13 protein-coding genes and 2 pseudogenes are annotated in these 12,133 nt (G+C 58.5%); 2 read left to right on the top strand and 13 right to left on the bottom strand.

Features of this window, described 5'->3' with window-relative positions; genetic code table 11:
• The first annotated feature begins 114 nt into the window (after window positions 1–114).
• Entirely contained in the window at window positions 115–978 is an 864-nt protein-coding gene (locus tag C5F70_RS04875) for a LysR family transcriptional regulator (RefSeq protein WP_017847522.1), read from the top strand.
• A gap of 176 nt (window positions 979–1,154) precedes the next feature.
• Here the strand turns inward: C5F70_RS04875 and C5F70_RS04870 are convergent, their stop codons facing one another.
• The 13 genes and pseudogenes from C5F70_RS04870 to C5F70_RS04810 form a co-directional block, all read right to left on the bottom strand.
• Window positions 1,155–2,666, bottom strand: a complete 1,512-nt coding sequence (locus C5F70_RS04870) for a hypothetical protein (RefSeq protein WP_104902818.1) — start codon at window positions 2,664–2,666, stop codon at window positions 1,155–1,157.
• Between the two features lie 115 nt (window positions 2,667–2,781).
• Window positions 2,782–3,159 carry a hypothetical protein gene (locus C5F70_RS04865; protein ID WP_104902817.1) on the bottom strand — a complete coding sequence of 126 codons (378 nt, stop codon included), beginning with the start codon at window positions 3,157–3,159 and terminating at the stop codon, window positions 2,782–2,784.
• A gap of 247 nt (window positions 3,160–3,406) precedes the next feature.
• Window positions 3,407–3,769 (bottom strand): hypothetical protein, encoded by a 363-nt coding sequence (locus tag C5F70_RS04860; protein WP_104902816.1) that lies wholly within the window; start codon window positions 3,767–3,769, stop codon window positions 3,407–3,409.
• Between the two features lie 30 nt (window positions 3,770–3,799).
• A pseudogene (locus tag C5F70_RS04855) lies at window positions 3,800–4,011 on the bottom strand (hypothetical protein); the annotation flags it as partial.
• Window positions 4,012–4,037: 26 nt separating this feature from the next.
• Window positions 4,038–4,415 carry a hypothetical protein gene (locus C5F70_RS04850; RefSeq protein WP_371920060.1) on the bottom strand — a complete coding sequence of 126 codons (378 nt, stop codon included), beginning with the start codon at window positions 4,413–4,415 and terminating at the stop codon, window positions 4,038–4,040.
• Window positions 4,415–4,777, bottom strand: coding sequence for a hypothetical protein (locus C5F70_RS04845; RefSeq protein WP_046490582.1), 363 nt, complete (start codon window positions 4,775–4,777; stop codon window positions 4,415–4,417). The genes C5F70_RS04850 and C5F70_RS04845 overlap by 1 nt, the downstream gene beginning before the upstream one ends.
• A gap of 2 nt (window positions 4,778–4,779) precedes the next feature.
• Window positions 4,780–5,013, bottom strand: coding sequence for a hypothetical protein (locus C5F70_RS04840; protein ID WP_104902815.1), 234 nt, complete (start codon window positions 5,011–5,013; stop codon window positions 4,780–4,782).
• 164 nt (window positions 5,014–5,177) lie between these two features.
• The gene (locus tag C5F70_RS31430; RefSeq protein ID WP_371920059.1) at window positions 5,178–5,402 is read right to left on the bottom strand and encodes a hypothetical protein; all 225 of its coding nucleotides are present in this window, start codon (window positions 5,400–5,402) and stop codon (window positions 5,178–5,180) included.
• A 20-nt stretch (window positions 5,403–5,422) separates the two neighbouring features.
• Entirely contained in the window at window positions 5,423–5,800 is a 378-nt protein-coding gene (locus C5F70_RS04830; protein WP_104902814.1) for a hypothetical protein, read from the bottom strand.
• Window positions 5,801–5,802: 2 nt separating this feature from the next.
• A complete protein-coding gene (locus tag C5F70_RS04825) occupies window positions 5,803–6,798 on the bottom strand; it encodes a hypothetical protein (protein WP_104902813.1) in 996 nt (331 codons plus the stop codon).
• Window positions 6,799–6,934: 136 nt separating this feature from the next.
• Window positions 6,935–7,998 (bottom strand): annotated as a pseudogene (locus C5F70_RS04820) (lipocalin-like domain-containing protein).
• Window positions 7,988–10,450, bottom strand: coding sequence for an FtsX-like permease family protein (locus tag C5F70_RS04815; protein ID WP_104902812.1), 2,463 nt, complete (start codon window positions 10,448–10,450; stop codon window positions 7,988–7,990). Before C5F70_RS04815 ends, C5F70_RS04820 begins: the two are co-directional and overlap by 11 nt.
• A 1-nt stretch (window position 10,451) precedes the next feature.
• Entirely contained in the window at window positions 10,452–11,120 is a 669-nt protein-coding gene (locus tag C5F70_RS04810; RefSeq protein ID WP_104902811.1) for an ABC transporter ATP-binding protein, read from the bottom strand.
• A 279-nt stretch (window positions 11,121–11,399) separates the two neighbouring features.
• Here C5F70_RS04810 and C5F70_RS04805 point away from each other — a divergent pair, with 279 nt between their 5' ends.
• Window positions 11,400–12,080 carry a histidine phosphatase family protein gene (locus C5F70_RS04805; RefSeq protein WP_104902810.1) on the top strand — a complete coding sequence of 227 codons (681 nt, stop codon included), beginning with the start codon at window positions 11,400–11,402 and terminating at the stop codon, window positions 12,078–12,080.
• Window positions 12,081–12,133 lie beyond the last annotated feature (53 nt).

Below are 12,133 nucleotides of genomic sequence, written 5' to 3'. Positions count from 1 at the left end.
GGTGTGCCAGAACCCGATCAGTCAACTGACACACTGCAATCAGGAGCAAGCCCCCTCCCACAGTTCTTGAGCGCATTCCACTACAATAGGCCCCCAATCATCCCTGGGGGCTTCATGGACATCGAACTGGCACGCACTTTCCTCGAAATCACCCGCTGCGGCAGCCTGGCCGCGGCGGCCGAGAAACTGCACGTCACCCAGACCGCCATCACCGCCCGCGTGAAGAACCTCGAAAGCCAGCTGGACAGCACGCTGTTTGTGCGCAACCGCGCCGGTGCGCGACTGACCGCCGACGGCGAGGCCTTTGTGGTGTACGCCAACCAACTGCTGCAAACCTGGGAAGCCGCGCGCCGCGACCTGCCATTGCCCGAGGGCTATCGCAATGTGCTGCATATCGGCGGTGAGGTCAGCCTGTGCAACCCGTTGATGCTCGGCTGGGCCCAGGCCTTGCGCGAACATATCCCAGGCTATGCGCTGCGCACGGAAATCCGTGAGGGCGAATACCTGCTGCGCCAATTGGAACTGGGTGTGCTCGACGCCGCGCTGGTGTTCCAGCCGCAGTACTGGCCAGGTTTGCAGGTGGAGCAGGTGCTGGAAGAAAAGCTGATCCTGGTGCAACTGGTGAGCAAGCCGGGCCCGTATGTGTATATCGACTGGGGCCCGGGGTTTCGCCAGCAGCATGACGCCGCGCTGCCCGACAAGGCCCGCGCCGCGCTGAGTTTCAACCTCGGGCCCTTGGCGCTGCAATACATTCTGGAGAACGGCGGTGCCGGATATTTCCGTACCCGAGTGGTGCAAAGCTACCTCGACAGCGGCGTGATGCAACGCGCGCCCAAGGCGCCGGAGTTCAGCTTCCCGACGTTCCTGGTGTACTCACGGGCGCGGGATTCGGCCGTGTTGCAGCAGGCGCTGGAGTTGCTGCGCGGTGTGGTCAAGGCGGAAAGCGACTGGTCACAACGCTGGGACCCGCTGATTTGAATGTTCACGCCTGAGCCCGTCCTATCGAGGGCTCGCCTATTGGAGCAAAAACTCGCACATTCGCCACCGCCCGAGAGCATGGCACGCGTGCCGTTGAAACTGGCGCTGACGCCATAATGCAAAAAGGGCATACAGGCGCTCGGCCTGTATGCCCTGGGTACTACCGGTTTACTGCATCAGCTCTTGGTGCTGCTGAGCAGCGTCTGTTTGCACAAGTGGCCGAAGCTGACGTACTCGACATTGTCACCACCGACACCGATGCCCGGATACTCCAGTACTTCCATGCGCCACACGCCGTAGTTAAAGTCGCTGCGCCAGGTGTTTTTGTAGCCCTGGGCATAATCGACAAAAGTGGTCTGGAAATCACCGGAGCACGTGCCCACGTTGATCGTGCCGCTGGCTTGACCCGAGCTGTCGGTGGCCGCCGAGTAGGCCTTGTAGACGATATTGCCGGTGTCCGGGTTGATATGCTGATCGAGATACACAATCGGATGCAGCCCTACCAGCGGCGCACCGGTGCTGTCCGACAGGCCCATGGTCCAAGTCAGGTCGCGATAGGCTTGGGTGGTCATGTAGCCATAGCCCACATTGGAAGCGGAGAACGGGATGCGCAACACGTTCGCCTCGCCTTTTACATCAGGGCTGTTCACCCGCAGGCTGGAACCCAGCGACAGGTTGTATTTGCCCGTCGCGCTCCACGGTTCGTTCGGGTGCTGGTTCGGACGCACGCGCACCTTGACCACCCCTCCGACGCCAGGGCTCGGGATCGAGGTCGATAGCACATTCGCGCCCACGGTGACCCACTGCGCGCCATCGAAACGCTCCAGTATCCATTTGCCCCGCGCGCTGCCGCTGGCGGCGTCGGCAGTCAATGCGATCCCCACGCTCTGGCCACGTACTGCGGTGAAGTCGAAGTAATCAACGTCATCGAGACTGTCGGCATTGCCACTGATGTAGTTCAGCGTGTCAGGCAGTTTGAAGGCGGTGTCCGGCGTGTCATTGGGTTCGAAGGCGTCGAGGTTGGTATCGACCGCCACACCGAACTGAAAGCCCGACCCCTGGACCGCCGCGTTGGCTTCCATGAACCAGTAGTAATCACCGGCCGGCACCACGCCGCCAAGGCTCTCATCAGCGGTGCCCGGGTTATTGGAGGTGCCCAAGGGCAGCGGATTGCCCTGGCCGTCGTCCTGAAACAAGGTCAACGACATGTCGGTGCCCGTCGTCTGGCTGACCAGCAGAGCGTTGATCCGGGCCTTCTTCGGCAGGTTGAAGTGGTAGCACAGCAGGTCGCCGGTTTGCACGCCGGTGATCGTATAGAGCGCGTTGACATCCAGCGTGGTTTCACAGCCCTGAACCAGCGCCGCCTGCACTGCAGCAGCCTGTTTGGCAGTGGCTTTCTGTACTTGGGTGACGGGGGCCGGCGCGGTGTTGTCTTCCACCACCGAGTCGGCCTTGGCCTTCGCGGCGAATACCGCTTTCTTCGACTGAGCGCCTGCCCGCAGTTGCTGTTTCAGCGCCGTGGGAGCCTTGTTGGCGGCGATTTTTGCACTGGATTTCAACGCCTGTTTGACGCTGGGTTGAAGCGCTTGCGCAGCCAGGTGAGGGTATTGCTCGGCCAGGGCGAAGGCCGAAACGAAGCAGGAGGCCGCCATGGCTGCACCCAGCATAAGGTTTTTTTTCGATTTCATTTTTTATCCATCCATAGTTAAAAACTGAAGGTCAGGTGACATCCGGTCACCTGGGATGGACTGTAGGATATTACTGTATGTATGTACAGTATTTTTGAAAGAAATGCAGTGCCTTTCAGATGATGACGTTGCACCACCTGCGCCAAACCGACCAAACGACCGTTGCGATAGCCCAAATGAACGCAAGGTAATAGGGCCACAACACCCAACGTTTGAGCGCTAAAGGAATAGACGCCAGTTCGGCTTCGGTCACAAGACCGGCTTTCACATGACGTTTAGAGTCTGCAAGGTATTCAAAAATCAGCATCATGCGATATTGTCTGTCGATCCATTGGTTTCGTCCCCAAAAGCGCTTGTTGTTGCGAACTTCTTCATTTTCACTGAAGTAACTTTCCAACTCGTCGAGTTTTGTATATTCGGCAAATAGCAGCAGTCCCAAGACGACAGACATCCCAACAAACAACACAATGGAATAAACGAGAAAAAAATCCATGGTTAAGCCCCCTCTGGCTGGAATATCAAATCACCAATGAAGTTGGCGTCGAAATATAGGCAAGCGAATACTGTCCGGACACAAGCCCCAGGGGGCTCAATCACATTTAGGAAGTTGCCTACACAGAAGAAGATCGGCGCCTACAGAAAAGTGCTAATACCTGGTCATCTCCAGAGCCCTTAAACCTCACCGACCCTTCCAGTACGGAATACTCAGGTTCATCCAGGTGGCGGTGAGGACAGGTGAGCTACCATCGGTACCAAATTTCCCAAACGACTGATGCGATCAGCCAAATAAAAGAAAGACGATACGGCCACAGTGCCCAACGCTTGAGCGCTATAGGAACAGACGCCAGCTCGGCCTCGGTCACAAGACCTGCTTTCAAAAAGGGTTTTGGGTTTGATAGAAAATCAATCATCAGGCCCATCCGATGAAATCTGTCGATCCGCTGATTTCTTTTCCAAAATCGCTTATGGTAACGAACCTTTTCGTTCTCACTAAAGTAACTTTCCAACTCGTCGAGTTTTTTATATTCGGCAAATAGCATCAGTCCCAAGAGGATAGACATCCCAACAAACAGCACAATGGTATAGACGAGAAAAAAATCCATAGTCAGGCCCCCTCTGGTTGAAAGATCAAATCACCATCGTTCTCTATGATCTTGCCGCCGAGAAACCCCACCTTCAAACTGCACCGGCCCTTGCCAGTACGGAATATCCAGGCCTTCGGGTTGACAGCTTCAGTTATGGACAGCGGCGTTGTGCAGGGTTTGGGTTGACCTTCGCGGTCGTTCCAGGTGCCGGTGAAGTAACCCGTACTGTCCTTTTTCCTTACGCGAAACAGCATCAACTGCTCAGGTGTAGGAAAACGAGCGACCACTAGAGCCAAGTGCACCAATAGCCCCAGCTAATAGCCAAAATCATCGCAAGGCGATATGGCCACACGGCCCAACGCTTAAGTGATAACGGAACGCAGGCCAACGCTTCCTCAGTCACAAGACCTTCTTTCACGTAGCGTTTTGACATTAGCAGGATATCAATCATCAGGCCCATGCGATGAAATCCGCCGAACCGTGGGTTTGGCCCCCAGAGTTGCTTACGTTTACGAACCTCTGCGTTTTCACTGAAGTAACTTTCCAGCTCGTCGAGTTTTGTACGTTTGGCAAAAAGCATCAGTCCCAGGACGACGAACGCCCCAATAATCATTACAATGGTGTAGGCAAGAAACAACGACATCGTAGCATAGGAAATATTCATCACCACTTATACCAAACGGACCAAACGCCTAATGCAACAAGCCAGATATAAGAAATGCGATATGGCCACAACGCCCAACGCTTGAGCGCTATAGGAACAGACGCCAGCTCGGCCTCGGTCACAAGACCTGCTTTCAAAAAGGGTTTTGGGTTTGATAGAAAATCAATCATCAGGCCCATCCGATGAAATCTGTCGATCCGCTGATTTCTTTTCCAAAATCGCTTATGGTAACGAACCTTTTCGTTCTCACTGAAGTAACTTTCCAACTCATCGAGTTTTTTATATTCGGCAAATAGCATCAGTCCCAAGAGGATAGACATCCCAACAAACAGCACAATGGTATAGACGAGAAAAAAATCCATAGTCAGGCCCCCTCTGGTTGAAAGATCAAATCACCATCGATCTCTATGATCTTGCCGCCTAGAAACCCCACCTTCAAACTGCACCGGCCCTTGCCAGTACGGAATATCCAGGCCTTCGAGTTGACAGCTTCAGTTATGGACAGCGGCGTTGTGCAGGGTTTGGGTTGACCTTCGCGGTCGTTCCAGGTGCCGGTGAAGTAACCCGTACTGTCCTTTTTCCTTACGCGAAACAGCATCAACTGCTCAGGTGTAGGAAAACGAGCGACCACTAGAACCAAGTGCACCAATAGCCCCAGCTAATAGCCAAAATCATCGCAAGGCGATATGGCCACACGGCCCAACGCTTAAGTGATAACGGAACGCAGGCCAACTCTTCCTCAGTCACAAGACCTTCTTTCACTTAGCGTTTTGACATTAGCATGATATCAATCATCAGGCCCATGCGATGAAATCCGCCGAACCGTGGGCTTGGCCCCCAGAGTTGCTTACGTTTACGAACCTCTGCGTTTTCACTGAAGTAACTTTCCAGCTCGTCGAGTTTTGTACGTTTGGCAAAAAGCATCAGTCCCAGGACGACGAACGTCCCAATAGACATTACAAGGGTGTAAGCAGGAAAAAACGACATCATTAAACTCCCTCCCTCGTTCAAATTGGAATGTTGCACCACCTGCGCCAAACCGACCAAACAACCGTTGCGATAGCCCAAATGAACGCAAGGTAATAGGGCCACAACACCCAACGTTTGAGCGCTAAAGGAATAGACGCCAGTTCGGCTTCGGTCACAAGACCGGCTTTCACATGGCGTTTAGAGTCTGCAAGGTATTCAAAAATCAGCATCATGCGATATTGTCTGTCGATCCACTGGTTTCGTCGCCAAAAACGCTTATTATTGCGAACTTCTTCGTTTTCACTGAAGTAACTTTCCAACTCGTCGAGTTTTGTATATTCGGCAAATAGCAACAGTCCCAAGACGACAGACATCCCAACAAACAACACAATGGAATAAACGAGAAAAAAATCCATGGTTAAGCCCCCTCTGGCTGGAATATCAAATCACCATCGATCTCTAGGATCTTTCCACCCAGAAACGCACCCTCATCGCCAAATTCACTACTTCCGACATACCCTCCAGCAGCGCCTCCAATAATTTCGCACGCCAATGCACCGCGTCCTTTCAAAGCAATACCCAGAAACATGTTGCATGCACGACGAGCTGCTTTCGCCCCGACTGTTCCAAGAACAGCTCCCCCCTTAACCCCACCCGCCAACCTCCCCATCTCCACATACTTCGCCCGCCGACACTGCGCCTCCCGCCCCACCATACACGCCTCCTTGATCTCCAAACCCGCTGCGCCCACATCCAGCGCCAGCCCAACATAAGTGCCCTTGCCCAACCACTTCGACGTCTGCGAAATCGCCTTCAAGCGCTGTGCATACCCGGCGATCTCGCCTTTATTCAGATAGCTTTTGGTCGAAATCCCCAGCACCTTCTTCAGCGATTGATTGCCGCGCAATCCCGTGCCAAATCGTGCGGCACCGCGCAGTTGCGTGCCCAGCAGCGCCAGCAGCACTTGGCGCTGGCGGATAAACGCCTGGCGATCCAACCCGCCGGCTTTCAGGCGTTGATGCAGACGTTCGATTTCCTCCAACGTATTCACGACTTCATCCAAGTGCCGCGACCACGCCGATGTCGCACTGCCGATACCTATCGAGCCATACGTCAGAAGGCTCTGCAGCAGGTCGTAGTTATCGATCATCGTCTGTGCAGCCGCAGCGTCCAGCTCCAGGTTGCGATCAATTTCCTCGGCATAACGCACCCACCAGGATTCATTCCAGGAACAACTGACGCTCTCCGTGTCTGGAACAATCACCATCCGCCCCGGTATCACCCACCCACGGCGCAGGTGATGATTCAACACATCAAAATGGTCAGAGTGCTGGCGGCTCATGCCGTGGCCCATCAGCCAGGTTTTCAAACTGCTGTAGCTGATTGGCTTGTCGTTGATGTATCCCCGCGCCATGCCTTACATCCTTGATGCGATGAAGTTGGCGTCGAAATATAAGCAAGCAAACACCGCCCCGGCACAAGTCCGAGGGGGCTAAATCACATTTGGGAAGTTGCCTACGCAGAAGAGGATCAGCACCTACAGAAAAGTGCTAATACCCGGTCATCTCCAGATACCCAACCCCACCCTCAAACTGCACCGGTCCTTCCCAGTACGGAATATTCAGGTTCATCCAGGCCTTCGGGTTGACGGCATCGGTGGTGATATCCAACTGCTTGCCGGGAATTTTCAGCGACCAGCGTGTGGGGATACGTCGCCCGTCGATGTCAGTGGTGGCCAGTGGCGTAAGCTGGATATCGGCGTTGTGCAGGGTTTGGGTATGGCCCTCGCGGTCGATCCAGGTGCCGGTGAGATAACCCGTGCCGTCCTTTTGCCTTACGCGAAACAGCATCAACTGCTCGCCACGGTCCAGGTGCAGGGAAAACCAGTCCCAGCCGGTCTGGCCGGCGGCCAGGGGTTGGCTGCTCCACTCGCGGTCGAGCCAGGCCGGGCCCGTGACCTGGTACACCTTGCCGTCGAGGCTGACGCTGCCGTTGGCGGTGAAAAACGGCTGGCTGTAGTAGTACGAGGCCTGGCCTTGGTCGGACTTGCGGCTGTAGCCGTTGTCACCTTGCAGCACCAACGGGCGACTGGACGTCAGTTGCAAGTCGTAGGCGAATTGCGGACCGCTGGCCTTGAGTTGCATGTCCGCCAAAGGGCCGGCGGCGCCTGGGCGGGTGGCGAAGCTCCAGTCGTCGATCCACGCACTGAACGGCGCGGCCCGGGCCCCGGCCTGGTCGACGCCGCCACGGGCGTAGCGCTCGGCGGCGTAGTGCCGGGTGGCCGAGGTGACGGCGGCGTGGCCGAGCCAGATCGTTGAGTCGTGCCAGCCCGGTTGCGTCGGCCCGGCCTTGAGGGCATTGCGAAACAAGGTCCATTGCACGCCGAACACATGGCCCTGGGCGTCTTGCAGGTTGGCGGTGACGTACCACCACTCGATGCGAAAACCGGCGTGAGGGCCGTGGTCCTCAGGAAAAGCGAAGACCTTGCCGGGCACCACCTGGGCAAAATCCGCCGCATCACTGCCCAGGCCGGCGAAACTTTCCTCGGGCGCGGGGCTTTGTCACAGCCGCTCACCAGCAACAGAGCGAGGCACAGCAGCGCCTTAATCTTCATGGGCAAACGTCCTCAACAAATCCGCCGGGCGACTGCGGTACAACTGCCACAATGGCCATGCCGACGCCAGCAACGTGGCCAGCAACGCCAGCCCCAGTAGTTGCGCCAGCTGCCAGGGAAAAATATGCAACGGCAGGCGCCAGCCAAATGCCTGCACATTGATCACCGCATCCAGGCACCACGCCAACAGCAACCCCAAGGGCAACGCCAGCAGCAGCGTCAGCACCGCGAGCAGCCAGGTCTGTCCCAGGTTGAGCAGCATCAATTGTCGGCGCGTCACGCCCAATGCCCACAGCGGGGCGAGTTGGCCGAGGCGGCTTTGGCTCTGGGTCAGCAGGCTGATGAACAGCGCCACGCCCGCCACGCCCAGCGTCAGGCTGTTCAAGGCGGCGGTGGCGGCAAAGGTGCGCTCGAACACTTGGCTCGACCAACCCTTGAGGGTCTGTTGGTCAACGATACGGCTGTCGTCCAGGGTGAACTCGCGCTGCACCTCACGCACCAGCGGCGCCACGTTTTGCGGCAGTACGCGCAGGTTGAAGCGCGCCGGCGACAGCGTCGGCCAATGCGCCAACAGGTGCTGTGCATTGACCAGCACGTGGCCCTTGGGGTTGCCATAGTCGGCGTAGATCCCCACCACCTGGGGCGACCACACACCGTCGGGCGTGGGGATGTTGACGGCGTCGCCCACTTGCACATTCAAGCGCCGCGCCAGTTGCTCGCTGAGCATCAGCGTGTCACTGCGCAGCAACTGGTCCCACGGCGCGCTCGCAGCTTCCAGCAACGGCCAGTGCTGGCGATAGGTCGGCGCGTCGACCACGCCAAACACATCCGCCGGCCAGCCCTGTAATTGCACGGCGACCTGCCAGGTGGGCAGCACCGCCTGCACCAGCGGTTGTTGCGTGAGCCAGGTATTCAAGCTGTCGGCCTGGGCCGGGGTGCTTGGGTTGAGGTACAGCTCGGCGGTGAGGCGTTGTTCCAGCCAATTGCTGAAGGTCAGGCGAAAACCCGAGGTCATGGAACCCGCGCCGATGTTGGCCGCCAGCGCCAACAGCAACGCCATCAGCGCCAGGCTCAAGGCCGGCAACTGTTGGCGGCAGTCGGCGAGAAACCACTGCCCGAGTACCGAGCGGCTGCGTCCCAGCAGCGCTTTCAACAGCGCATTGAGCAGCACCGGCAGCCCCAACGCGGCACCGAGCAGCAAGGCCGCCATCAGCACAAATCCGGCAGCCAGACTGTTGCCCCACCATAGCGCCAACAGCGCGATCAGCAACGCCGCACTCGCCACCCGGCCCTGACGCCGCAACCAGCGCCCATGGGCCTCATGCCAGGCCTGAGGGTTGGCCAACGCCAGCAACGGCAAGCGCGCCGCGCGCCACACACTGCCGGCCCCGGCGAGCAACGCCCCGAGCAGGCTCAGGCCCAACCCGGCGAGCCACCACCATGGGCTGAGGCTCAACTGCCCCGGCACTTCAGCGCCGTACAGGCCGCGCAGGCTGGCGGCCACATCCGGCAGCAAGACACTGGCGAGCACATAGCCGCTGGCGACACCGAGCACACCGCCAAGCAGGGCCAGGGCGCCCAGTTCCATGCCCAGGCCGAGGAGCAACATCCGCCCGCTGACTCCGCAAGCACGCAAGGTGCGCAGCAGCCCGCGCCGCTGTTCCAGGGCCAGGCCGATGGCGGCATGGACGATAAACAGCCCGACCACAAAGGATAAAAAACCCAGCGCATCCAGGTTCAGGTGAAAGCTTTCGGTGAGGCGCGCGAGGTTATTGTCCTGCGCCTGTTTGAGTTGCAGTCCGGCCGGCGGCGTGGGATGGGTGGCGGCGAACGATGTGTCGAGCAACAACCGCGACAGGCGCCCCGGCATGTCCAGCAACGGTTGGGCAAAACCGATGTCGGTCAGCAACAGGCCGGGGGCCATGTCCGCTTGAACCTGCAACGGCGGCAAGGCTTGCCCGCTGGCCGTCAGCGGCCGTTCACCGGCCTGCAACCCCAGCGCCTGCAAGGTGTGTGGGGCGATCCAGGTGCGCCCCGGCGGGTCGAAGAACGCGACCATTTGCGCCTGGCTCAAGCGCTGCCCCGCCACCGCGCCGCTGCCGGGCAGCGACACCGGATCGATGCCCATCAATTGCAGGCGCCGGTCCTCATGCCCCTTGAGCTGCACCCGCCCTTGCACCACCGGCGACACCGGCCAGCCAGCGCGGCGCAACTGGGCAAACAGCGCCTGGGGGAAGCTGGCACCGTCGGGCATGCTGAGGCTGGCCTGGGGTTCGCCGCCGATCAACTGACTGGCTCGGGCGTAGCTGTCCCGCGCCTGGCTGTTGAGCGCTTGCACCCCGGTCAGCAGCGCGGTGGCCAGCCACAGCCCGGTCAGCACACTGAAAAACTGCACGGGGTGGCGCCGCCAGTGGCTGAGCAACGCGCGTAAAGTCCAATAGAGCACCGCCATCTCAGCCGACGTCCGCAGGCAGCACGTGGCCGCGGTGCAACACCACCTGCCGGTCGAGCCGTGCGGCAATGCGCGGGCTATGGGTAACCATCAACAAGCTGGTGGGGGTGTCGCGCAACAGGTCCAGCAGCAGTTGCAGCACCTCATCGCTGGTGGTCTCATCCAGATTGCCCGTCGGTTCGTCCGCCAGCAGCAAGCCGGGTCGAGACGCCAGCGCCCGCCCCACCGCCACCCGTTGCTGCTGGCCGCCGGAGAGTTGTTCCGGGTAGCGCTTGAGCAGATCCCCCAGGCCCAGACGCTCGACCAACTGCGCTTGCCAACGCGGATCAAAGCGCCCCGCCAGGCGCGCCTGGAACGCCAGGTTGTCGTCGACGCGCAAGCTGCCGATCAGGTTGAACTGCTGGAACACCAGGCCGATCTCAGTGCGCCGCCAATCGGCCAACTGCCGCTCGCTCATCTGATCCAGACGCTGCTCACCCACGCAGATACTGCCGCCGTCGACACGATCCAAGCCGGCCACCAGGTGCAACAGCGTGCTTTTCCCGCTGCCGGACTCGCCCATCAGCGCCAGGCTGCCACCCTGCGCCAAGTGCAGATCAACCCCGGCCAATACCGTCAGCGGGCCCTGCGCAGTGACGTAGCATTTATGGACACCTTGCACTTGCAACATGGGAACGCTCGCTCGCCAGTGGACTGCAATCGAGGATAACGGCTGACCGCCCTCGCCACGCAAATTTTTCACATACATTTCACCGGTTACCTACCGACCACCGAATAAAGTGCCGAACAAGCGTCAATAACGCTCAACTTATTAGTTGTCGGCACACATAACTTTTAACGCTCCGGTTTTCAGCAAAAAGACAGCAACTGTATGACAGGCTCTTGCTCCACTACGGGCCCAGTCAAACGGTTGTGCCTGACTAATAAAAAGCTGCCTGACATCCCCACGGTGAATAGTGTGGTTAACCTGACCCTGACCAAACCGCGTTCGTATCAAGCTCGGGCAAAACGCCTGAAAAAACTCTGGCTGGGCACGACAGCGCTCGCCCTGTTCGGCACATTGCTGACAGGTTTGCTGGCCTGGCCTGTATCGCCACCGGACCTGAGCACGGCCAATCGCCTGCTGACCTCAGGTCTGCTGGCCAATTGGCGCGATGGCAATCTGGTAGTGCTGGTCCGCCATGAAGAACGCTGTGACCGTTCCTCCAATCCTTGCTTCGGCCCCGCCGATGGCCTGACGATCAACGGCACCCAACAGGCCGTCGAAATCGGCAAAGCCTTTAAAATACTGGGCATGGAGGGTACAGACGTGTTCAGCAGCCCGACCACCCGCACCGCCCAAACCTCGCTGTTCATGTTTGGCAAGACCGAACTGTCGCCAAGCCCGCTATCGATCTGCGGCGATGCCATGGGTGAGGAAATCCTCAGCCACAAGCAACCCGGGCACAACTTTGTGCTGATTACCCACAGCGCCTGCATCAGCGACATCGAACGGGACCTCGGCTTCCCCCACGCCAAATCCACCGAATACGGCAGCGCGTTATTCGTCAAGGTGCTGGGCAACGGCAAGCTCAAGGCCGTGGGCATTATAAACAGCGGAGACTGGCCAGAGGCGCTCAAGCAACTTTAGACACTTTCACCTACACAAGAGGTAGATGTTCAGCCAAACGACAGCCAACTTCT

The sequence above is a fragment of the Pseudomonas sp. LH1G9 genome, assembly GCF_002949975.1.
Classification (GTDB): domain Bacteria; phylum Pseudomonadota; class Gammaproteobacteria; order Pseudomonadales; family Pseudomonadaceae; genus Aquipseudomonas; species Aquipseudomonas veronii.
Note: the sequence above shows the minus strand (reverse complement) of the source record. Positions and strands in the feature narration are given on the sequence as shown.